Origin of the sequence: Kribbella sp. VKM Ac-2568 (assembly GCF_004345365.1) — a bacterium.
Taxonomy (GTDB): Bacteria; Actinomycetota; Actinomycetes; order Propionibacteriales; family Kribbellaceae; genus Kribbella; species Kribbella orskensis.
In genome coordinates this window covers 18,681-41,670 of the sequence record NZ_SLVF01000014.1, presented here as the reverse complement: position 1 = coordinate 41,670, position 22,990 = coordinate 18,681, and the positions used below count along the sequence as shown (strand labels likewise).

The following is a 22,990-nucleotide window of genomic DNA, read 5'->3' as shown; positions in this document are numbered from 1 at the left end:
AGGCACCAGGAGGTGCGCCGTGGTTCGTGACTCCGGGGCAGCGCGCGGGCCGTATCCGCGATCGCCACCGTCTGCGCTTCTCGCCGAGCCGGCGGCCGTGGCGAAGCCCGCTGAGCTACCTAACCGGTGGCGTTGATCCGCTGCTCAGCAGGTGAGAGCGGAGAGCAACGAGTTTCTCGAGACAGCACCTGCCCGTCGGTCGTCGAGTTGGCATCGACGAGACCGGGGGCGCCTTCAATCGGAGAAGAAATGATCATCCTTTACGCACTACTCGCAGCCCTGGTTGTCGGTCTGATCGGAGCGGCGGCAAGTGTCCGCGTGGTCAAACAGTTCGAGCGAGGTGTCGTGTTCCGGTTCGGGCGGGTTCGTCCGGAGATTCGAAAGCCGGGGCTGGCGTTGCTGGTGCCGATCGCCGACCGGATGCAGAAGGTAAACATGCAGATCATCACGATGCCGGTGCCCGCGCAGGACGGCATCACCCGCGACAACGTGACGGTTCGCGTCGACGCGGTCGTCTACTTCAGCGTGATCGATCCGGTCCGCGCGGCCGTCGACGTCCAGGACTACATCTCCGCCATCGGCCAGGTCGCCCAGACATCCCTGCGATCGATCATCGGCAAGAGCGACCTGGACGACCTGCTGTCCAACCGGGAACGCCTCAACCAGGGCATGGAGTTGATGATCGACAGCCCCGCACTCGACTGGGGCGTCCACATCGAACGGGTCGAGATCAAGGACGTCGCACTGCCGGAGACGATGAAGCGGTCGATGTCGCGCCAGGCCGAAGCCGAACGGGAACGCCGGGCACGCATCATCACCGCCGACGGCGAGCTGCAGGCCTCGGAGAAACTGGGCCAGGCCGCCGAGGTGATGTCAGAACACCCCGCCGCCCTGCAACTGCGCCTGCTGCAGACCGTCGTCGAGGTCGCGGCCGAGAAGAACTCGACGCTGGTGCTGCCCTTCCCCGTCGAACTGCTCCGGTTTCTGGAACGGTCCACACCGCCCGAGAATGCCAAGTCGTCCGGTACTGGTGAGTCGACGACGCACGCGGGCACGAAGAATGGCTCGCCGGTCCCGGCCGCGGCTGATCTCCCGAAGGTCGGCGAGGTCGAGCCGTCCGGGCCGGCTGGCGGACCGGTCTCACTGGGGCGATCGAGGTCACCCCAAGTGCTGACGGCCAAGCCGCGAGGTCTGTCGGGCGCACCCTTGACCGCGTCCCCCGAAGCGGCCGGGTCGGCACAACCTCAGTGGGGTGGACTCCCCGCGGGTTGTGCCGACCCGACCTGGCAGCCGTAAGGATTTCCGGGAGGCACGCATGGGGCAGAACGTCGCACAGAAGCTGATCGCCACACATCTGGTCTCGGGTGACATGACGGCAGGGTCGGAGATTGCCCTGCGCATCGATCAGACGCTCACCCAGGACGCGACCGGAACCTTGGTGATGCTCGAACTGGAGGCGCTCGGTCTGGATCGTGTGCGCACCGAGGTCTCTGTGCAATACGTCGACCACAACCTGCTGCAGGCCGACAGCAAGAACGCCGAGGATCATGACTTCCTGCGCTCGGCCTGCAGCCGGTTCGGGTTGTGGTACTCCAAACCCGGCAACGGTGTCTCCCATCCGACGCATATGCAACGGTTCGGCCGACCGGGCCGGACGATGGCCGGCTCGGACAGCCACACCCCGGCGGGCGGGTCGCTGGGCATGCTGGCCATCGGCGTCGGCGGCCTCGAGGTGGCGATAGCGATCGCGGGGCAGCCGCTCTACCTTCGGATGCCGCAGATCTGGGGCGTCCGGCTGACCGGCGCTCTGCCACCGTGGGTGAGCGCCAAGGACGTCATCTTGGAGATGCTGCGCCGCCACGGCGTCAAGGGCGGCGTGAACCGGATCATCGAATACCACGGGCCCGGCCTGGCGCAGCTGACCGCCATGGACCGTCATGTGATCGCGAACATGGGCGCAGAGCTGGGGGCCACTACCACAGTGTTCCCCGCCGACGGCCAGGTGCGCGAGTTCCTGCGGGCGGAGCAACGCGAAGACGACTTCGTCGAACTGCTCGCCGACACCGACGCCGGCTACGACGTCACCGAGGAGATCGACCTCTCGACGTTGGAGCCGCTGATCGCGCTGCCCAGCTCACCGGGCAACGTGGTGACCGTGCGGGAGGTCGCCGGCCGAGACGTCGCCCAGGTGGTGGTCGGCTCGTCGGCCAACCCCGGCCTGCGTGACTTCGCCGTGGTCGCCGCGATCGTGTCCGGCCGCCAGAGCGATCCGCGGGTGTCCTTCGACGTCAACCCGAGCTCACGGCAGATCCTGCAGGACCTGACGAAGATGGGCGCCACCTTCGCGTTGATCCAGGCCGGTGCCCGGCTGCACCAATCCGGCTGCATGGGCTGTATCGGCATGGGGCAAGCGCCGGCGAACGGACGCAACAGCCTGCGCACCGTCCCGCGCAACTTCCCGGGACGATCCGGTACCCGGGAGGACTCTGTCTACCTGTGTTCCCCAGAGACCGCTGCGGCTGCGGCCCTCACCGGGCAGATCACCGACCCGCGCGACCTGCCGCAACTGCTCGGCATCGACTACCCAGACGTTCGGCTCCCGGCCGAATCCAGCGTGAACACCGCCATGCTCGAACCACCAGCACAGCAAGGTGGGAGGGTCGAGCTGGTCAAGGGAGCCAACATCTCGTCCCTGCCCGACTTCGCGGCGCTGCCGGACGAGCTGAACGTGCCGGTCCTGCTGAAGGTCGGCGACGATGTGTCGACCGACGAGATCCTGCCGGCCGGGGCGCGGGTGCTGCCCTACCGCAGCAATATCCCCAAGCTGGCCGGCTTCACCTTCACTCAGCTCGACGAGACCTATCCGCAACGAGCGTTGGACAGCCGGAACGCCGACGGGCACATCGTCGTCGGTGGCGCCAACTACGGGCAGGGATCCTCGCGCGAGCACGCGGTGATCGCGCCCCGCTACCTCGGGCTCCGCGTCGTCCTCGCCGTCTCCTTCGCGCGGATCCACTGGCAAAACCTGACCAACTTCGGCGTACTGGCGCTTGAGTTCAGCGATCCCGGCGACCACGGCCGGGTGAACCAAGGCGACCAGCTCGTCCTGACCGGGCTCCGGCACGCGGTCGGAGCCGGCAACGAGGTCACGGTCCACAACACCACCCGGAACCAGGACTACACGACCCGGCACCGGCTGTCCGGGCGGCAGGTTGCGATCCTGCTGGCCGGCGGTCTGATTCCCTGGCTACGCGAGCAGGACCTGACGTCAACGACGTAGTAGTCCGGCGCGCGGGCACCAGCCCGCCGGTTCGGCGCCGCGACGCCCAGGACCCCCGCCCCGTGTGGCTGGTTGTTCACTCGCGGCCTGCCTGGTCGGACTTGGACGTCTCGCCGCGGGGGTCGGCGGCGTGGCGCTCCGCATGCGTGGCCTGGATTTTGACGCCGACCAGCGAGGCGAGGACGGTGGCGATCAGGACGCCGACGATCACGCTCAACGACAGGCCGGTGCTGATCTCGGCGACCTCGAGTGGCTCGGCATCGTTGAGGAAGGGCAGGTTGTTCTCGTGCAGTGCGTGCAGGATGAGCTTGATGCCGATGAAGCCGAGGATGGCTGCCAGTCCGTACGAGAGATAGATGAGACGGTCCAGTAGTCCGTCGATGAGGAAGTACAGCTGCCGCAACCCCAGCAGGGAGAACGCGGTCGCGGTAAAGACGATGAACACGCTCTGGGTGAGGCCGAAGATTGCGGGGATGGAGTCCAGCGCGAACAAGACGTCAGTGCCGCCGATGGCCACCATCACCAGCAGCATCGGAGTCATCATCCGGCGACCCTGGACGACAATGAACAGCCTGTCCTGGTCGTAGGTGTCAGAGGTTCGCAGGATCCGCTTGGCGAGGCGGACTATGACGTTGTTCGCCGAGCGGCCGTTCACAGTACCGGGCTTGAGCAGTTGGCCGGCGGTGACGAGCAGGATCAGCCCGAAGATGTAGAACACGAAGGTATAGGAATTGACAAGCGCGGCCCCCAGGAAGATGAAAGCGGTGCGCGCGATGAGAGAGAAGACGATGCCGAAGAGCAACGCCTTCTGCTGGTCCGGGCCGGGCACCTTGAAGCTGGCCATGATGATGAGGAACACGAAGAGGTTGTCGACCGACAACGCTTTCTCGGTCATGTAGCTGGCGAAGTACTCGCCGCCCAGCGCCGCGCCACCGAAGAGCCAAACGCCGGCACCGAACAAGACGGCGATACCCACATACACGGCCGACCAGACCGCTGCCTCGCCGAGGGTCGGGGTGTGCGCCGCGCGCACGTGGAACAAGAAGTCGAACAGCAGTAGGGCAATGATCCCGAGGATCGTCAGTACCCAGACGAGGTGCGGTATATCCATCAGGCGCCGGCCATCGTCACCGTGGCCTCGTGGTGGTAGAGCGCGAGCTGTTCAGCGCTGACGCGCTTGAGTTCTCCTACCGGGAAGGGGGAGAGCAGTTGCCATCCCAGTTCGAGTGTGTCGGTCAGGGTGCGGCGCTCTGGTCCCTGGTCGAGGTAGGTGTGCTCGAACGCGGCGGCGAAGGCGAGGTAGCGCCGGTCTTCGGGGGGCAGGCCGCTTTCGCCGACGATGGACATGAGGCGGCGGACCTCGCGGCCGCGGGCGTAGCAGGAGTACAGCTGGTCGGCCAGGCCTCGGTGGTCGTCGCGGGTCTTTCCGGCGCCGATGCCTGCGTTCATCAGGCGTGACAGTGACGGCAGCACGTCGATCGGTGGTTCGATGCCTTGCCGATCGAGATCACGCGACAACACGATCTGGCCCTCGGTGATGTAGCCGGTGAGGTCGGGGATCGGGTGGGTGATGTCGTCGTCGGGCATGCTGAGGATCATCAGCTGAGTCAGCGATCCGGTGCCACCGCGGACTCGACCGGCCCGTTCGTACAGTGAAGCCAAGTCGGTGTACATGTAGCCGGGGTAGCCGCGTCGGCCCGGCATCTCCTCCCGTGCGGCGGAGATCTCCCGTAGCGCTTCGCAGTAGGCGGTCATGTCGGTCATCACGACCAGGACGTGGCGGTGCTGCTCGAAGGCCAGGTATTCGGCCATGGTCAACGCGACCCGAGGTGTTAGCAGCCGCTCGATGGTGGGGTCGTCGGCCAGGTTGAGCAGTAGGACGCTGCGGGCGGCGGCACCTCCCTTCAGGAACTCGGCGCGGAAGAACTCCGCCTCCCGGCGGGTGACGCCCATGGCGGCGAAGATGACGACGACTTCGGTGTCGTCGCCAGGCACGCGTGCCTGGGCCGCGATCCTTGCGGCGAGACCGTTCGCGGGCAGCCCGGCGCCGGAGAAGATCGGCAGTTTCTGGCCGCGGACCAACGTGACGAGTCCGTCGATCGCCGACACGCCGGTCTCGATGAACTGGTCGGGGTGGGCGCGGGTGATCGGGTTGAGGGGCAGGCCGTTGACGTGGCGGTAGTCGTCCGGGACGGGTTGCGGGCCGCCGTCGCGTGGCCGGCCGGCGCCGTCGAGGACCCGTCCGAAGTAGTCGGCGCCTACGCCGGTCTGGGCGGCGCGGCCGCGGGTGAGCACTGAGGTTTCGCGGCGCCCGATGCCGACGGTTCCGCCGAAGACCTGGACGACGGCCAGGGAGCCGTCGAGCTCGAGCACCTGGCCTTCGCGGACGGGCCCGTCGCCGGTCTCGACCTCGACCAGTTCGCCGTAGCCGACGCCGTCCATGCCATCCACGATGATCAGTGGTCCGGCGACCCGGGTCACCGTGCGGTGCCCGACGGTGAAGGGGGAAGCGTGGGCCTCGGCGGTGATCACAGTGAGCTCATTTCTTCGGCCATCCGCTGGATGAGGAGGGTGGCGGATTCGTCGACGTTCTCGGTGGGCCAGCGGCGCATCCGGCCGAGGTCGGCCAGCACGCTCGCGGCGGTGATGTCGGTGATGGCGACGCCACGCTGAAGAGCCGCGCTCATTGCAGCACCGGCCTCGTGGACGACGCGCAGCATGGCCAGCAGCCGCTGGGGCGAGCAGGACGCATCGAGATCGTCGAACGAAGACTGCTGGAGCAGGTCCTCACGCAACGCCTGCCCGATGCGCAGAGTGATCCGCTGCTCGGCGGCCAACGCTTCGACGCCGAGCAGCGACACCACTTCCTGCAAGGCGCCCTCGTCCTGCAGGGCTGCTGACGCCCAGCGGCGCAGCGGCGACCAGTCGGCGCCGACCTCCCGGTCGAACCATTCGTCCAGGCCGTACTGGGAGAAGCTCCGCAGCCAGTTCACGGCGGGAAAGTGACGCTGCCGCGACAGGGCGGTGTCGAGCGCCCAGAAGCATCCGGCGAGCCGCAGGCTGTTCTGAGTGATGGGCTCGGAGAAGTCACCGCCGGCCGGTGAGACGGCGCCGACGATCGTCACCGACCCGGTGCGCGGCGGTGTGCCGAGACACTGGACGGCTCCGGCCCGTTCGTAGAACCCGGCCAGCCGGGTGGCCAGGTAGGCGGGGTAGCCGTCCTCTGCGGGCATCTCCTCCAGCCGGCTCGACACCTCACGCAGTGCCTCGCCCCAGCGACTGGTCGAGTCGGCCATCATGGCGACGTTGTAGCCCTGGTCACGGTAGTACTCGGCGATAGTGATGCCGCTGTAGATGCTGGCTTCGCGGGCGGCGACCGGCATGTTGGACGTGTTGGCGATCAACACAGTGCGTTCCATCAGCGGGGCGCCGGTGCGCGGATCGGTGAGTCGGGGGAACTGTTCGAGCACCTCGGTGAGTTCGTTGCCGCGTTCGCCGCAGCCTATGTAGACGACGATGTCGGCGGTCGAGAATTTCGCCAGGGCCTGTTCCAGCACGGTTTTGCCGGTCCCGAAGCCGCCCGGGATGATGGCGCTGCCGCCGCGGGCGACCGGGAAGAGAAGGTCGAGGACTCGCTGCCCGGTGATCAGCGGCACGGTGAGTGGCAGCCGGTTCGCGACCGGGCGGGCCCGCCTCAGCGGCCACCGGCGCATCATCGCCACCGGGTGCCCGTCGATGTCGACGACAGGATCGAGAATGGTGGCCGGCCCGGGCCGGATCGCGGTGATGACTCCGGCCAGGCCTGCGGGTACCAGGATCCGGTGCTCGATGGCCCGTCCCTCGGCGACGGATCCGACCACGTCACCGGTCACGACGCGGTCCCCGACCTCGACGGCGGACCGGAAATCCCACCGGTGGTCGCGGTCCAGCCGGGGCGGGTCGGCGCCTCTGGCGATGTACAGGTTGCCGTCGGTGCTCAGATTCTCCAACGGCCGCTGAGTGCCGTCGAGGATGCGGCCGAGCAGCCCGGGCCCCAGTTCGGCGTACAGCGGTTCGCCGGTCGCTTCGACTGGTTCGCCGACCTGCAGACCAGTGGTGTCCTCGAAGACCTGCATCACCACCAGGTCGCCGTCGATCTTGATGACTTCGCCCAGGAGTGCCTCGGTGCCGACCCGCACCACGTCGAACAGGCGGGTGTGGGGCAGGTCGGTGGCGGTGACCACCGGGCCGGAGATCCTGGCTGTTCGCCCGGTGTCGGGGGTCACCTGCCTGGCCGCGCCCCAGCGTTCCCGGGTCGCGGAACCGCCGTGTTGTCTGGTCGTGGTCATGGCGTGCCTCCGCTGGGGGTGAAGGTGATTTGGTAGCCGATTGCGCGGGCCAGCAGGTCGCGCAGTGCGGCGTCCTTGGCGGCGGAGACGTCGCCGTCCTCGTCGGGGAGGGTGAGGATGAGCGGAGAGGCCTGTTTGGTCCACGCCGCGCGGATCGGTGCTGTGACGAGCGACCACAGTGCTCCGTGGACGGCGATGACGGCGGCCTGGCCGTCGGCGATCGCTTGGGTGACCGCGGCGATGGTCTGGTCGGCGTTGGCGGCGGTGACGGTTCGCGCGCCGCCGAGACGGAAGCCGGTGGCGGTTGCGGGTGTAGCGACGACGAGTGCATCGGTCATGGGCTGGTTCTTTCTGGGCGGCGTCGTCTTCATCGGACGAGCAGGTCGCGGACCTCGTAGGTGGGGGCGATGCCGGCGAGCAGGAGCCGGACGATGCGCGCCTCGCATTCGGCGGCCAGCACGTAGCCGACGGGGATGTCCGCACCGAGGAGGTCGCCGCGTCGCAAGCCGCGCACCCCCTGGCGCCACACGGCGGCGTCCAGATCCCATTCGAGCGCAGCGAGGTCTTCGTCGCGGAGGTGCCGTTCAAGAGGTTGCCGCCAGCCCGGGCGAGCGACCACAGCGGGCTGTGGATCGCCTTGCCGGGCGGCCAGCAACGCAGCCACGGACAACAGCCCTGTGGGTAGGAGCCGCGGTGTCTCCAGTGCCGGGTCGCGCAGTACGGCGAGCAGATTGGCCCGGTCGCACTCGGCCTGGATCAGCTCCAGGACGGGGTGGGCCGGCCGGCCGACCCATTCCAGCCGGTCGGTCCAGCCGTCGATCGCGGCCGCCGCGACGGTGGTCTCGAAGTCGTCGGGGTCGCCGTTCAGCTCGTAGTGCTCCCAGGCCACGGGAAGCGCCCGGGCGGTCAGCGGGTCGGGGAGCCTGTGTGCCGCCAGCCGCAGGACCGCGCTCGCGCCGTCAGGTGCTGCGGCGATGTCGGCGGCGGTTCGCTGGTCGAGTGCACCGACACCCATCACCGCGGCGAGCCGGACGGCAGCGGGCTGCCCGGTACGTGCGCCGCGCAGCAGCGCAAGGGTGTCTTGCAGGTCGTGCCGGGCCAGCAGCACCCCGACCGCGGTGCCGGCGGTGCCGGCGTAGAGGCCCCGTACTCCGCGCAGCAGGTCGCGCAGCCGCCAGCCGACCGCATCGAGGAGCCGGCGGTCGCCTAGTTGGTCGCGGTTCAGGTAGGGACGGTAAGTCGAAGCGGCGAGTCGTTCGGCGGCCGCCTCGCGGGAGACGCCGGCGAGCTGGTCGTAGTCGACGGGGCGGAGTAGGGCAGGCAGCCGCGCCCTGAGTCGGGTGTTGCCGGCGATGAAATCGGCGCGGGCTGTCATGCGTCGTGCTCCCAGGAGTGGCTGAGTCCGGCCCGGATCTCCGGCCAAGTGTTCGCGAGCCGAGTGAGGTAGGTGTTGTCGACGTAGCGGCCCTGGTCGTCCTCGGCGATGGCGCCGCCGTGGTCGAGGTCCGCGACCACTTGGACCGTAGCTTCGGGGCTCAGCGTCGCTGCGTGGGCCGGGTGAAGGTGCACCGTCGTAGCCTGCGGCATCGCCGTGACGGCTTCCTCCAGGCAGGCGGCGGCCATTGTCGGGCCATCCGGGGTGCCGGGCAGGGCGAGCAGTTGCTCGCGAACTTGGCTGAGGACTTCCTCCAACGCGTCGTCGCGCGCGGTCCGGACGGCTCGACGGGCTCCGAAACGCGCCGTGATCAACAGATTTTCCGCCTCCTGCCAGCTTGCGGCTTCGGCCGCTGTCACGACGTCCTGATGGATCTTGGCGGCCCGCTCGTGCGCATCGGCGAGCAGCTGAGCTGCTTGTCGGCGTCGTTTCTGTTGGGCCTTCTCGTGTTCTGCTGCTCCTTCTTCCTCTAGTGCGGTGAGCAGATCGCGCAGCGCCATCACTTGCCGCCGAGTAGCAAGATGATCATCGCTGCGACCGCGAACCCTAGGATGACCAGCGTCTCCGGGATGGCCACGAGCAGGATCGCGCGGCCGGTGAGCTCAGGTTTCTCCGCTACCGCACCCATGGCTGCGGCCCCGATCCGTGCCTGGGCGTAGCCGGTGGCCAGTGCTGACAGGCCGACAGCGAGGCCGGCGGCGAGGGCGATGAGTCCGAGTTCCATGATGTTTGTCCTTTCAGACAGGTGACCCTGCCGGGGCCGGCTCGGGTGAGGTGAGGGCGGGGGAGGGTAGCGCAGTGAGGCTCTCGGACTCGGGGCCCCGGGCAACGGAGCTTCCGAGAGGTGCGAAGAGTCGGCCGCCGCCTTCGTAGAACTGTCCGAAGAACTCGACGTAGTGAAGCCGGAGTGCCTGGATCGTCGGGCTGAAGGCCGCGAGGGCGAGGTTCAGCGCATGGAACAGGGTGGCGACGACGAGTCCGAGGAGCAGCGGTCCCCGGGTGCCGAGCTGGTTGGCGACCTCGGCGAGGTAGGTCGAGGCGAGACCGACCGCCGCGAGCCGCAGGTAGGACAAGACGTTGCCGAGGGTGCCGAGCAGATCGAGGGGGCCCAGCAGCAACCCGAGCGCACCCTGGGACACGCAGGCCACGACGACACCGACGACGAGGGCGGCAACCGCAGGGGTCAGTACCTGTGCGGGGAATCCCGCGGCGGCGACACCGGCCAACCCGAATAACCCGGCTAGCACGAGCAAGGTGCCTGCTTTCGACGCCAGATGCCGATGGTGGTGTTCGCGGGCCGCTGTCCAGACACCCAGCAGCAAGCCCAAGACGACGTGGACGAGGCCGATGGCCAAAGCGAACAGCAGCAACGGCTGGAGCGCGGTCGGGCCGCCTCGGTAGAACCAGAGCGCCGGCATGCCGATGCTGTGGCCCAAGCTGCCGAGCGCTTCGCCGTACAGGAGACCGAACAGGACCGTCCAAGCTCCGCCGAGCACTATCACCCGGCCTACTTCACCGATGGTGCTCCGCTTGGGCCAGTGCAGTCTGAGCCACCACCCGGCGCCCAGCAGGAGGGCGCCGTAGACGACGTCGCCGACCATCACGCCGAAGAAGATCGGCAGTGCCAGCGCCGTCAGCCCTGTGGGGTCCACATCGCCGCGCGCCGGCCAGGACAAGAGCCCGACCAACTGCTGAAATGGCTGCCAGCTGGTCCGGTTCCGCAGCAGTACCGGTTGGTCCACGGCTCGTGCACGGGTGTCTAGGCGCTCAACGGCGACGGCCGGGCCGAGCCGGTCGGCCAGGGCCTGCTCGACCCGTGCGGTCTGTTTGGCCGGGACCCAGAGCCTGAGGGTGAACGTGCGCGAGGACAGGTCCGCCTGCGTGGCCGCGACCGCGCGTTCGGCGCGGGCCCGCAGCGCGACGATGGTGGCGTGCAGCGACCCCGCAACCGGCTTGATCGTGGCGGCCAGCTGGGCGCGCACGCGGTCGCGTTCGCCGGGCAAGGCTGCGAGTCGCCTCCGCATCGCCTCGACGGTCGCGCGCAGCGACTTGCCGGCGTATGCGGCGGGGACACCTACCTCGACGATGCGCTCCGTGCCGAGCAGTGCGTTGACGTCAGGCAGGTAGGCGCGGCGAAGGACGAGCAGGCAGCCAACCGGGCCGCCGGGCGTCGCCGCCGAGGTGACCATCAAGTGCCCTCGGCCGAGCAGCTCGGAGAGTTGCCGAGTCAGCTCGGGGACGATCCGCAGGTCCGGGTCGTCGAGAACCAGCGCCACGCTGGCCAGGCCCAGGTTGGCCAGTTGTCGGTCGTTCAACCGGCCCAGTTCGGGAACGAGCGGCTGTAGCGCGTCAAGGGCTTCGATGGAGCGGGGCAGGGCCTCGGCCTCGCCGCGTAACTCCGCTTCCTCGGCCAGCAGCTTCGCCACCTGGGGTTCGAGGTGGTCCAGGGTGGTCCGGAGCGCGGCATCACCCAGCACAGCGCCGATCGCCGGCTGGTCGGCCAACGCGCGCACGGCGTCGGTGCGGACGATCAGATCGGCCAGATCGGATGGGGTCTCGCCGGGATCGACGATGGTGACGACTTCGGCTAGCCGTAGTTCCTGCAGGGCTGCGAGCGCGTCGTCCAGCCTGGGTCGGAGGCCGGCGACCTCAAGCTGGGTGAGCGGAACAATCATGGTCAGCTCGCCTCGTCCCGCGATGAGCGGGCCGGCTGCGGCAGGACCGCGGCAACGACGGCGGCGACGTCCTGGTCGCGGCGCTGTGCGGCGACCGAGCGCAGGCCGGCCGCGCTGCGGATTCCGGCTTGGGTCAACCGGGCGGCCTCGGCGCGGGCGGCGGACACGATCGCGGCCGCTCGCTGCCGCGCCACCTCCGCCGCCTGCGCCTCGGCCTCGGCGATGAGGTGGTCCGCCTGCACTTGAGCTAGTGCCACCTCATCGCGGGCTTGGTCCGCCGCGGCCAGCCGGGCGGCGATCGAATTCTCAAGCTCCCGCACCAACTCGTGCGGCGTCGCACGGTCCGTTGTTTCACTGCTGTCGTGCGTGCGGCTCATGCGGCGCTCCAGATGCGCTCGGGTCCGTCACTTGTGGCATCGCGGGAGGCCCGGCGGGTGCGGGCTCGCTTGAGCCGGGCGTTCTCCTCGCGCTCGCGCTCGTCCAGCGTCAGCGCGATCCGGCGCGCCTCGTCGTGCAGCTGGGGGAGCACGATGTTGTCCAAGGCATTGACCTGTTTGGTGGTCCGCCCGATCTCCATGGCCAGCCGACGCACGCTCAACTCAACCGCACACAGGTCCAGCAGCCACTCCAGCTGCTCCTCGTAGGCGAACGCGACGGTGTCGAGGTGGGCCGATACCAGGGAGGGTGCCCAGCCGCGGGTGGCTGGGCTGCGGCGTACCGGATCGTGACGCAGGTCGAACACGTGGACGCCGGCCACAGTCCGGGATCGCAGATCCGCGCCGATCCCGGTCGCGGCGGCCAGGGCACCCGATGCGAGTGCCTCCGGTCCGCAGACCGCGGTGGCCTCGTCAAGACGCTGACGGGCTTGGACCGCGAGGTTGCGCAGCTGTTCCAGCCCGTCCAGCAGCTCGGTTTGGTGGTGGCGGAACTCCCGCACCAGCGCCGTTCTCTTGTCTTTCAGCAGATCCCGGCCTTGACCGACGAAGACGGCCCGCCGGCGGCGGTCGAGCAACTCACTTCGGGTAGCGATAAGGGATTGCATGGCACTCTCCCGGATGCTTGATCGGGTATCTCTGACAATGCCGCTGCGTCGCTTCGTCGGGTATTGGCACCTTCGGCGAAGGTCGGATCGCCCGGATTGCCGGGAACCGGCAATGAGTGCAGCCGGCCTCAGGACGACACAACGCGGACGTTCGTGTTGCCCGAAGCAACAGTCACCTTGGGACGCGGTGCGGACCTGATACGTGGGTGCTCTGCTCGGCTCCGGGCTGGATGGTGTTGGGTTCCGCGGAATGGTTGCCGCCACGACCTGTGGTGCGGATGCCAGACCTCCAGCCACCGAAGGCCAACCCGGCGGGAGCGAGGGATAAATGCCCGCGAGACACTTGGAACTGCCGAAAGGGTGCGCGTCCCCCAGCTCTTCGCTCGGCATCTGCCCGCCACACCAGCGCCTGACCAAGAGGTCGCGAATGCGAAGGCGCCCGGATCTTGTATCGGGCAGGCACGTCACGAAACAGGCGGGAGATCTCGGAGCGCGAGAGCGGCCTGGATGAGGGCGGCGTGGGTCAGCGCCTGTGGATAGTTGCCGAGTTGCTCGCCTGTCTTGGGGTCCAGCTCCTCGGCGTACAGGCCCAAGGGGCTGGCGCGGTCCAGCAGTTCCGTGAACAGGTCGCACGCCGCGCGCCGGCGGTCGTCAAGCGCCAGCGCGTCAACCAGCCAGAAGGAACAGGGTAGGAAGGCGCCTTCGGTGCCCGGCAGTCCGTCACGTCCCGGTGGGTATCGGTAGAGCAGGGGACCATCGGCACTAAGTTGGCTGCGGATGGCGTCCAGTGTCCCGCGGACACGCGGTGATCCACGCTCCTCGAGTCCGATCCGGGGCAGGATGAGGAGGGCGGCGTCGAGCTCTTGCGAGCCGTAGCTTCTGGTGTAGCTACCCATACTGGTGTCGAAACCCAGCCGCCTGACGTCGACGCGGATCGCCTCGCGGGCGGCCTGCCAGCGTCGCCGCCGACGGGCGGAGAGCCGGTGCGTCTCGGCGATCCGCAGGGCCCGGTCAAGCGCCAGCCATGCCATCAGCTTGGAATGCACGTGATGCACCTGGTCCCCACGGACCTCCCAGATGCCTGCGTCCGGCTCATTCCACCGTCGAGCCACCAGGTCGGCGAAACCACGCATCGCGCGCCATGTTTCGGAATAGAGCGGATGCCCCGCCCGGACGAGGGTCCAGGCAGCGTTGAGCACCCACCCGTAGCCGTCAAGTTGGTGTTGTTGAGCGGCACCGTTACCCACACGGACCGGGACGCTGCCGGCGTAGCCGGGCCAGTCTTGGAGGCCACGTTCGGCGGGCGCCTGACGACCGTCCAGGGTGAGGAGAACCGGCAAGCGGGGACGTTGCAGGCGGCTGGCGTGCAACAGCCACCACAGGAACCCACGGGCTTCCTCGACCATGCCGACACCGAGGAACGCCGCGATCCCTATGCTGGCGTCCCGGGGCCAGGCAAAGCGGTAGTCCCAGTTCCTCACTCCGCCGTGCTGCTCGGGTAGCGAGGTGGTCGGCGCGGCCACGGGCGCGCCGGAGGGCGAGTACGTCAACAGGCGCAGCGTCAGCAGGCTGCGAATGACCTCCTCACGAAATGGCAGCTCCTGGTCGACCCGGGCCGTCCAGTCGCGCCACCGGCCCTCGTCCTCGGCGAGTAGCGCCCAGGCGGTGGCGGCCCCAACGTGGATCAGCGGTTCCCGGTGGGCGACGGTGAGGACGAACGTGACGGGCCGATCAGGGGTGACCATGAACGACGTCGGTTGACCGAGCTCGATAGCTGGCCCGGCATCGCAGCTCAGCGACGTGGCCAGCGCGCCCCACTCGCACACGAGATCCTGGCCGCGGCGTCGGACGCGCGGCCGGCTGTGGTCCTCACCGCGGCGAGGGTCGAACTCGACCATGGCTTCGACGGCTTCGCCGTCGGCGGACAGTCGCCGCACCAGGATCGTCGCAGGCAACAGGCGTCCGGCTACCTCGGCCACCATCGCCTCGGTCAGTGTCAACTTGCCTTCAGGCGTGGCCCAGGTGGTCTCCAGGGTCGCGCTGTGGTGGCGGTACTTGCGCTCGACAACTGTGGCGGCGGTGGCCGGCCCCAACCGGAACCTGCCCGCGGCGGGCCCGCCGACAAGTCGTCCGAAGATCGGGTCACCGTCGAACCGCGGCACGCACAGCCAGTCGAGTGAGCCGTCACTGGAGACGAGAGCTGCGGTGCGCGTGTCACCGAGCAGCCCGTAGTCGGCGATCGGCTTCATCTCAACGGACCTGGAGAAGCAGGCCGAGCACGACGCCGTAGACAAGATGGGCGGCGACGGCTACCGCTGGAGTCTGCACGCCATAGTTGAGGGCGAGCAGACCCGGCGGCTCAAGCACGGCCCTGCTCGCGGGTCCGGCGCGGTGTGAGGCCATCCGCGGGTGCAGGCCGGGAAGCACTGGGAGCAACACCATCAGCGCAACCGCGACATGCAGGAGCCCAAGCAGCCCGCCCAGCCACCAGGTGGCTCGATGCAGCAATGCGAACACGGTCGCGTATCCAAGCGCGAACACCTGGCCGACAACGAGGTGGATGAAGAACCCTGCGACCCGGGCGCGATCCGGATCCTCTGTGACCAGGGTGCCGAGTACGAGAGGAAGGTCCAGCCGGGTGAGGCCGGCCAGTTGCGCGGTGATCATCACGGCAGTCAGCGCGGAAGTGGCCACCAACCCGAATACCGCCCATCCGAACCAGTCCACGACGTCGCTGATCAGGCTCGTCGGCTGCGGGGGGACCGAAGGCTCCGCCAGCCATGGGTGGTGTCGTTCGGCGCGAGGTGCACGCCGCGCACAGACCAGTTCGGTGCGCCATCGCTTGTCCGATGAAGGGGGCAGGGCGCCACACAGAGCTCCCGGTCAGAGGTATGCGGTTCCTTCCATGGACCCGCAAGGATGCGCGTCGTCGAACGCGCCTGGTCATTGTGATCCCGCCCGTTCTGGTAATAGGTCCAGCTGGTAATAGGTCCAGCCTGGCGAAGCCGCATCAAGGTCCTGCGTCGAAGCCGCGGTGCGCCGAAGGCCTCTTTCGCGGCGTCTCGCGCCGCCCCGGCCAGCCAACCCGGCGCGGGGCGTCGGCCAACTGGTCGGTGGGCGGATCCTTCAACGCCAACGGGGGTCACGAGCTGTTCGTTGTTCTCGTCAGGAGCCGTGTCGTGCCGGCGCGTACTTGGTGGCGAGCCGGGCCAGCGCGAGGGCGGCGACCAGGAGGCCGAAGTCGCGCAGCGCGACGTCGTAGAAGCCCGAGAGCGTCAACAGGTTCAGGATGATGCCCGCAAGCCAGGCCGCGACGATCAGTGCGCCGTAGCGCGGAATCAGGGCGACGGCCACACCGGCGACGATCTCGATGACCCCGATGACGTACATCGCGTCCTGCCCGGAGCCTGGGACGATGTCGTTGATCCACGGGGCCAGGTAGCCCGGCCAGTCGGTGAGCAGGTTCGCGAACTTGTCCAAACCGAACACGATCGGCGCCACCGTGAAGACTGTTCGCAGGACGAGGAATGCCTGGTACGCCGGGTCGGACAGCGACTCCCGGCCGGTGGTGCGGGCGGTGCGCCCCTCAGTGCTCATGATTTGCTCCTTCTAGAGCGTCGATGTCCTTCTATGGTTGTCTCGCGGGCACGGATTAGCACCGCCCCTCATCGGCTGACTTGGAGCCTTCTGGTTGCCGATGATCGGCAACACGCTGATACATCGGATCGTCGGTCGAGCCAACGCTTTCCCGACGGCTCGGGTCGCAGGGTGATCATGGGCGGCCACGGGGCCGAGATGATCGGATTCCGGGGCTGCAAGGGGTTCCCTCGCGAGGGGAGCGACCGCGACGTCGGGGACCCGGCGAGAACCTACGGCACCGGGGAGAGGATGCTGCGCGCTTCCCGAATCATCTGGTGGGTGAAGCCCCATTCGTTGTCGTACCAGGCCATCACCTTGACGTTTCGTGGTTGAGTAGCCGCTCAGCTCAGGGATGCGCGGCGTGGGTCAGCTCCGCGGCGAATCCCTGTCGCCATGAGCCGTACCGCGGAGCCCAGTCGAGGATGCGCCGGGCGAGGGTGTTGTCGGCGCCGCGCAACTGGGTCATGAAGGCGACCCCCCAGCCGCCGGCGGTCAATCTGGCAAGAGCCACGGGTACGTGCTTCGGTGGCGGAGCGTCTAGCAGTTCGGCCAGGACGGGCAGCCACTCGCGGACCGGTGCCGGGTCGTCATCGACGATGTTGAGCGCGCCGCGCACGTGGCTGTGCAGCGCTGCGGCGATGGCCGAGGCGGCGTCGTCGACGTGGGTGAAGGAGAAGGTGCCGTCACCGGAGCCGACGATCGGCATCTTGCCGGACTGTACCTGACGGACGAAGGATCCATCGTTCGCATAGATCGTGCCGTGGCCGTAGAGCTGTCCCAGCCGCAGTACCAGCCCATCTGCCTGCCTGGTGCGCTCTTCAAGCGACCGCAAGGCGGCGAGCACCGGGGCGAACTGCCGGGGCGGATCCCGCCACCACGACGCCACCTCGGTGGCCGGGACCCACTTGTTCGGCTGGTAGATACACGCCAGGCCTTCGGTGATGATGCGTTTGGCGCCGGCCCGTTCGGCGGCATACAGCAGGTTGCGGGTGCCTTCGGTGCGCAGCCGATTGGTCTGCGCGAAGTCGCGGCTCATCCTTCGCGGATTGATCTTGGCCGGGATCGCGGTGAGCAGGTGAACAACCGCATCGGGTGCAGCATCCTTGACTACGCGGCTCAGCGCACCGGAGTCCAGCGCGTCGGCCTCGGCGACCACGGCTCCCAGCGTCTCGATCTCGACGGCGGCGCCGTACGACCGGGCCAGGCCGATGACCTCGTGGCCCTTGGAGGTGAGCAGTGGCAACAACCGGCGGCCGATGACGCCGGTTGCACCGGCTACGAAGACGCGCATTATTCCTCCTGGAAAGGGTCGGGTCTCGTCGTTGCACACCCGGCGTTACTGTGGTTTGTCATTGCCGCTGCCGTTCGTCGGGTCTGCGTGCTCCTGCCCAGCTGGGTGGGTCATCCTGGCCAGCCGCGGTACCGACTCGTCCAGCTCGCCGCAGTCGGCCAGCTGCTGCAGCGTCCGCACGACGATTGACTGCGCGTCGACGCCGAAGTGGCGGCGCAGTGCAGCGCGGGTGTCGGAGTGGCCGAATCCGTCGGTGCCCAGCGACGTCCAAGGCCCGCGGACGAACGGAGCAATCTGGTCAGGCACCGCGCGCATCCAGTCCGAGACCGCCAGGACAGGGCCCGCGTTTTCACTCAGCCGCCTCGTGACATAGGGAATTCGGGGAGGCTGGTCGGGGTGCGACTGATTCCACTCTTCGGCTGCGAGCGCATCACGACGTAGTTGGGTCCAGGACGTCACCGACCACACGTCGGCCTGGACCCCCCAGTCGGCCTGCAGGAGGCGTTGCGCCTCCAGCGCCCAGGGCATGGCGATGCCGGAGGCAAGGATCTGCGTCCTCGGCCCGGTGCCGTCGGCGGCGGGGGAGTAGCGGTGCATCCCCGCCAGGATGCCGTCGACGTCGACGTCGGTGGGTTCGACCGGTTGCGAGATCGGTTCGTTGTAGAGGGTGAGGTAGTAGAAGACGTTCTGGTCTTCGCCGGGTCGTGGTTCGCCATACATTCGCCGGAGTGCGTCGGCGGTGATGTGGCCGAGTTCGAATGCGTAGGCAGCGTCGTAGGCCACGCAAGCCGGGTTGGTGGATGCCAGCAGCAGCGAGTGGCCGTCCTGGTGCTGCAGTCCTTCGCCGTTGAGGGTGGTACGGCCGGCGGTGGCGCCGAGCAGGAAGCCTCGGGTCATCTGGTCCGCTGCGGCCCAGAGCTGGTCGCCGGTGCGCTGAAACCCGAACATCGAGTAGAAGATGTAGAGCGGGATCATCGGCTCGCCGTGGGTGGCGTACGAGGTGCCGGCCGCGGTCCAGGACGCCGCTGAGCCCGCCTCGGTGATGCCCTCGTGCAGGAGAACGCCGTGGGTGTCTTCTTGGTAGCTCAGCATCTGTTCCCGATCCACAGACAGATAGTTCTGTCCATGTGGTGAGTAGATCTTCTTGGACGGGAACAACGAATCCAGTCCGAAGGTGCGGGCTTCGTCGGGGATGATCGGAACGAACCGGTGACCCATCTGCGGGTCTCTCATCAGGTCCTTCAGCAGGCGGACGAATGCCATCGTGGTGGCGACCTTCTGCCGGCCGGAGCCGCGACGAGCGACCTCGTACGCCGCCTCACTGGGCAATTGAAGAGGCCTGCTGCGCACGCTACGGGAGGGCAGGTAGCCGCCAAGGGCGCGGCGACGCTCATGCAGGTACTGCAGTTCGGGCGAGTCTTTCGGCGGGCGGAAGTAGGGCGGCTTCACGGCGTCGAGCGCCGAGTCGGGGATCTCCAGGAACAGTCGGTCCCGGAATCCCTTGAGGTCCTCGAGGGTCAATTTCTTCATCTGGTGGGTGGAGTTGCGGCCCTCGAAATGGGAACCGAGGGTCCATCCCTTGATGGTCTTGGCCAGGATCACCGTCGGTTGCCCGGTGTGTTCGGTGGCCGCCCGATACGCGGCGTACAGCTTGCGGTAATCATGCCCACCGCGTTTGAGATTCCAGATCTCGCTGTCCGACAGATGCTCAACCATGGCGGCGGTGCGGGGGTCGCGGCCGAAGAAGTGCTCTCGGACGAACGCACCGGACTCGGCCTTGAAGGTCTGGAAGTCTCCGTCCGGGGTCGTGTTCATCAGGTTCAGCAGTGCGCCGTCGGTGTCGGCGGCGAGCAGCGGATCCCACTCCCGTCCCCAGATCACCTTGATGACGTTCCAGCCGGCGCCGCGGAAGTACGACTCCAGTTCCTGGATGATCTTGCCGTTGCCACGGACCGGGCCGTCGAGACGTTGCAGGTTGCAGTTGACGACGAAGGTGAGATTGTCCAGCTCCTCGCGGGCCGCGACACCGATCGCGCCGAGGGACTCCGGCTCGTCCATCTCGCCGTCACCGAGGAACGCCCACACCCGCTGGCCACTGGTGTTCTTGAGACCTCGGTCGTGCAGGTAGCGGTTGAAGCGGGCCTGATAGATCGCGTTGATTGCCCCCAGCCCCATCGAAACGGTCGGGAACTCCCAGAAGTCCGGCATCAGCCGCGGGTGCGGATACGACGGCAACCCGCTGCCGGGTCCGGCGTGGGACAGCTCCTGGCGGAACCCGTCGAGCTGTCCGCTAGTGAGCCGCCCTTCCAGGAACGCCCGCGCGTAGATGCCAGGGGAGGCGTGGCCCTGGAAGTAGATCTGGTCGCCGCCGCCGGGTGCGTTGTGACCGCGGAAGAAGTGGTTGAACCCGACCTCGTACAGGGCTGCGGCGGACGCGTAGGTGGAGATGTGCCCACCGACGCCGATGCCGGGCCGCTGTGCCCGGTGCACCATGACGGCCGCGTTCCAGCGGTTGTAGGCCCGGATCCGCCGCTCGACGTACTCGTCGCCGGGGAAGTCGGGCTCGGCGTCAGGGGCGATCGTGTTGAGGTAGTCGGTGCTGCGCAGATTCGATACTCCGACGCGCCGGTCGCGGGCTCGCTGCAGCACGCTGAGCATCAGGTACCGCGCCCGGTTCCGTCCGGCGTGATCGACCACCTGGTCCAGCGATTCCAGCCATTCCTGGGTCTCTGAGGGATCCAGGTCGAGGAGCTGGCTGTTCAACCCAAGGCTCTCCGGCAAGTCTTGCGGCGCGGACGTCATGACCGCTCCTTCAGCTCTGCGAGGCGGTTTGGTGCCGCGATCTGGAGGCTGGGCCGGCGCGCAGGCAGGGGTTTGATGGATTTGGTCCGGTGGGGGTGGACGATGGCTACCGGGCAGGCGGCGTGATGCAGCACGGCCTGACTGACTGAACCCAGCAGCATGCCGGTGAAGCCACCGCGCCCATGCGAACCGATCACGACCAGTTCGGCGCCGTCGGATTCATCGATCAGAGCTTGTGCCGGATGGGAGTGCACGAGCTTCACCTCCAGATCGATGCCGGGGAAGAGCACCCGCTTGCTCTCCATCGACTCGGCGAACAGTTGCTGCTCGACCTGCTCGACGATGTCCGCGGGAACGGCGAGCGATGGGTGCCGTCGGGTCGCCGTCGCGGCATGGACCGCGATGACTCCGACGCGGCGACGGGCCGCCTCCTGAAAGGCGAACCGGACCGCCGCGGTCGAGACCTCCGATCCATCGACGCCGACCACGACCCGGCCGGTTGGAACAGTTGGGAACGCCGTGCCATCGCGGTGCGGATGGACGACGATGACTGGGCACGGAGCATGCGCGGCCACCGCGGCGCTCACCGACCCCACCAGCAGACCGCGGAAGCCGCCCAGGCCCCGGCTGCCCACAACCACCAGCGCGGCACCCTGAGCTTGGCTCAGCAACGTCGGCGCAGCCCCGGCGACGAACAGCTCGGCGCTGACTCTGAGACCGGGGGCCACATGGCGGGCGTGCGCCTCCGCTTCGGCCAGCACCCATTCAGCTGCTGGCTGGAACGCGTTGTTCATGTCCCCGGCCAATGTCATGTCGAGTGCGTTGCGGACCATCGGCCAGCTGAAGGTGTGAATGATGCGGAGTGGACAACGCCGAGACCATGCCTCCGCGGCGGCCCAGGCAAGGGCGGCCTGGGCAGAGATCGACCCGTCGACACCGACCACGACCGGCGGACGGCCGCAGTTACTCACTGCATACGTTTTCGTCATGTGGGCCGCTCCGCTCCAGCTCTGGATGCTCTGCGGTTTCGAATGTGCCCTTCCGCCGGCACTCCAGGTACTGCCACGATCGGCGAACCTGTGACTGGCCTGATGGCCGACGCCCGGCAACGATGCTCTACTGGGGATCCACACTGCACACACGCATCGATCCCGCGCGAAGGGGAGTGAGATGAGCGAATCCAGCGGGCTGCCGTGGCCGGGGACCGGTCCCACGAACAGCGCGGATGAAGCCTGGCTGACGGCGATCGCGCAGGCTGCCGCAGGGGATGCCCAGGCGCCGCTGGAGCTACTGGTCGAATACCTCACCCTGCTCGCGGACGCCGCCATCTCCGGACGGCGACCGCGCGAGCACGAGTTGGCGATCGTGCGTGAACTCGGGCGTCGGGCCGCCGAGCAGGGCATCCCGGCCGGACGGGTTGTCGACCTGTACCTGTCCGCGGCCTGGCGGATGTGGCGAGACCTGCCCGACGTCGTGCCATACCGCGACCGCGACACGGTCCGCGCCTCGGCGCAGGCGGTACTGCGTGCTGTCGGTGAAGCGATCGCCGTACTCGTCGACAGCTACCAGGCCGCCACCCAGCAACTGATCCGGCAAGAGGAATCGTTGCGCCGCGAACTGGTCGACGATCTGCTCCGCGGCGACGCCGATGTGTCCCGAATTGTTGAGCGCGCCGAACCGTTCGGGCTCGACCTCGGCCGACCCCACCAGGTGGTTCTAGCCGCGCCCGCCGATGGTCTGCCTGACGGCGACACGACTGCCGGCATGCTGGAACGGTTCATTCTTGACCGCTTCGGGGACCGAGAGGTTCTCGTCGCCACCAAGGATGGCCTCCTGGTGGTCCTGATCCCGGCAACCGCCCCGTCCGCGGCACCGCGCACCACCACCAAGGACATCGGGGAACTCATCTACGACGCCTTGGTCCGCCATCGGGCGGGCCGTACCTGGCGCGTCTCGACGGGCCGCGCCTATCCAGGCGCCTACGGTATCGCGCGCTCTTACGAGGAGGCGCGTGAAGCGCTGATGCTCGCCGACCGGTTGCAGCTCGACGCGGCCGTCGTCGATGCCCGCGACATGCTCGTGTACCGGGTGCTGGTCCGCGACCAGGCCGCCATCGTCGATCTCATCCAGGCCGTGCTCGTCCCGCTGACCCAGTCGCGCGGGGGCGCCGAGCCGTTGCTACAAACTCTCGAGGCATACTTCGCGACCGGCGAGGTCGCGACCGAGGCCGCGCGGCGCCTGAACATGTCGGTCCGCACCGTCACCTATCGGCTGGACAAGGTGAAGGCTCTCACCGGCCACGACCCGGGCGATCCGGCGCAGCGGTTCATCCTGCACATCGCCGTCGTCGGCGCACGCCTTCTCGAATGGCCTACCCGTGATCTTCCCTCGGGTGCGGAGGCCTACGCCTAGCCGACTCGACGCTGCGTCCCGCAAGGGTCCAATCGTTGCCGGGCGTCGGCCAACTGGTCGGCCTCAGGTTCGCCGATCGTTGCCAT

At 68.1% G+C, this 22,990-nt stretch carries 19 protein-coding genes; 3 read left to right on the top strand and 16 right to left on the bottom strand.

Annotated features, from left to right (window positions below):
• Window positions 1-249: 249 nt before the first annotated feature.
• Window positions 250-1,296: a slipin family protein gene (locus tag EV648_RS33695; protein WP_132299167.1), complete on the top strand. Its 1,047-nt coding sequence runs from the start codon at window positions 250-252 to the stop codon at window positions 1,294-1,296.
• Between the two features lie 19 nt (window positions 1,297-1,315).
• Window positions 1,316-3,280, top strand: a complete 1,965-nt coding sequence (locus tag EV648_RS33690) for an aconitate hydratase (protein WP_132299166.1) — start codon at window positions 1,316-1,318, stop codon at window positions 3,278-3,280.
• A 76-nt stretch (window positions 3,281-3,356) separates the two neighbouring features.
• On the opposite strand, the gene EV648_RS33685 is transcribed toward EV648_RS33690, so the two are convergent.
• From EV648_RS33685 to EV648_RS33610, 16 genes are all read right to left on the bottom strand, one after another.
• Window positions 3,357-4,391 (bottom strand): TerC/Alx family metal homeostasis membrane protein, encoded by a 1,035-nt coding sequence (locus EV648_RS33685; RefSeq protein ID WP_132299165.1) that lies wholly within the window; start codon window positions 4,389-4,391, stop codon window positions 3,357-3,359.
• On the bottom strand, window positions 4,391-5,812 hold the full coding sequence (locus EV648_RS33680; protein WP_255512884.1) for a V-type ATP synthase subunit B: 1,422 nt from the start codon (window positions 5,810-5,812) through the stop codon (window positions 4,391-4,393). The genes EV648_RS33685 and EV648_RS33680 overlap by 1 nt, the downstream gene beginning before the upstream one ends.
• On the bottom strand, window positions 5,809-7,608 hold the full coding sequence (locus tag EV648_RS33675; protein ID WP_132299164.1) for a V-type ATP synthase subunit A: 1,800 nt from the start codon (window positions 7,606-7,608) through the stop codon (window positions 5,809-5,811). The genes EV648_RS33680 and EV648_RS33675 overlap by 4 nt, the downstream gene beginning before the upstream one ends.
• Window positions 7,605-7,946, bottom strand: coding sequence for a V-type ATP synthase subunit F (locus tag EV648_RS33670; protein WP_158294140.1), 342 nt, complete (start codon window positions 7,944-7,946; stop codon window positions 7,605-7,607). The genes EV648_RS33675 and EV648_RS33670 overlap by 4 nt, the downstream gene beginning before the upstream one ends.
• A gap of 29 nt (window positions 7,947-7,975) precedes the next feature.
• A complete protein-coding gene (locus EV648_RS33665; RefSeq protein WP_132299162.1) occupies window positions 7,976-8,983 on the bottom strand; it encodes a V-type ATPase subunit in 1,008 nt (335 codons plus the stop codon).
• A complete protein-coding gene (locus EV648_RS33660; RefSeq protein ID WP_132299161.1) occupies window positions 8,980-9,543 on the bottom strand; it encodes a V-type ATP synthase subunit E in 564 nt (187 codons plus the stop codon). Before EV648_RS33660 ends, EV648_RS33665 begins: the two co-directional genes overlap by 4 nt.
• The gene (locus tag EV648_RS33655) at window positions 9,543-9,767 is read right to left on the bottom strand and encodes an ATPase (RefSeq protein ID WP_132194926.1); all 225 of its coding nucleotides are present in this window, start codon (window positions 9,765-9,767) and stop codon (window positions 9,543-9,545) included. The genes EV648_RS33660 and EV648_RS33655 overlap by 1 nt, the downstream gene beginning before the upstream one ends.
• A gap of 13 nt (window positions 9,768-9,780) precedes the next feature.
• Complete coding sequence (locus EV648_RS33650; protein WP_132299160.1) at window positions 9,781-11,718, bottom strand: V-type ATPase 116kDa subunit family protein; 1,938 nt, start codon at window positions 11,716-11,718, stop codon at window positions 9,781-9,783.
• A 2-nt stretch (window positions 11,719-11,720) separates the two neighbouring features.
• Window positions 11,721-12,095 carry a hypothetical protein gene (locus tag EV648_RS33645; RefSeq protein WP_132299159.1) on the bottom strand — a complete coding sequence of 125 codons (375 nt, stop codon included), beginning with the start codon at window positions 12,093-12,095 and terminating at the stop codon, window positions 11,721-11,723.
• A complete protein-coding gene (locus tag EV648_RS42840) occupies window positions 12,092-12,760 on the bottom strand; it encodes a V-type ATP synthase subunit D (RefSeq protein WP_158294139.1) in 669 nt (222 codons plus the stop codon). The genes EV648_RS33645 and EV648_RS42840 overlap by 4 nt, the downstream gene beginning before the upstream one ends.
• A 464-nt stretch (window positions 12,761-13,224) precedes the next feature.
• On the bottom strand, window positions 13,225-15,009 hold the full coding sequence (locus EV648_RS33635) for a glycoside hydrolase family 15 protein (protein ID WP_132299157.1): 1,785 nt from the start codon (window positions 15,007-15,009) through the stop codon (window positions 13,225-13,227).
• A gap of 1 nt (window position 15,010) precedes the next feature.
• Window positions 15,011-15,487: a hypothetical protein gene (locus EV648_RS33630; protein WP_132299156.1), complete on the bottom strand. Its 477-nt coding sequence runs from the start codon at window positions 15,485-15,487 to the stop codon at window positions 15,011-15,013.
• Between the two features lie 438 nt (window positions 15,488-15,925).
• Complete coding sequence (locus EV648_RS33625) at window positions 15,926-16,357, bottom strand: hypothetical protein (RefSeq protein WP_132299155.1); 432 nt, start codon at window positions 16,355-16,357, stop codon at window positions 15,926-15,928.
• 388 nt (window positions 16,358-16,745) lie between these two features.
• Window positions 16,746-17,690, bottom strand: a complete 945-nt coding sequence (locus tag EV648_RS33620) for an NAD(P)-dependent oxidoreductase (protein ID WP_132299154.1) — start codon at window positions 17,688-17,690, stop codon at window positions 16,746-16,748.
• A gap of 45 nt (window positions 17,691-17,735) precedes the next feature.
• The gene (gene aceE / locus EV648_RS33615; protein ID WP_132299153.1) at window positions 17,736-20,492 is read right to left on the bottom strand and encodes a pyruvate dehydrogenase (acetyl-transferring), homodimeric type; all 2,757 of its coding nucleotides are present in this window, start codon (window positions 20,490-20,492) and stop codon (window positions 17,736-17,738) included.
• The gene (locus tag EV648_RS33610) at window positions 20,489-21,481 is read right to left on the bottom strand and encodes a universal stress protein (RefSeq protein WP_132299152.1); all 993 of its coding nucleotides are present in this window, start codon (window positions 21,479-21,481) and stop codon (window positions 20,489-20,491) included. The genes aceE and EV648_RS33610 overlap by 4 nt, the downstream gene beginning before the upstream one ends.
• Window positions 21,482-21,662: 181 nt before the next feature.
• On the opposite strand from EV648_RS33610, the gene EV648_RS33605 reads away from it, so the two are divergent.
• Entirely contained in the window at window positions 21,663-22,904 is a 1,242-nt protein-coding gene (locus EV648_RS33605) for a CdaR family transcriptional regulator (RefSeq protein ID WP_132299151.1), read from the top strand.
• Window positions 22,905-22,990: the final 86 nt, after the last annotated feature.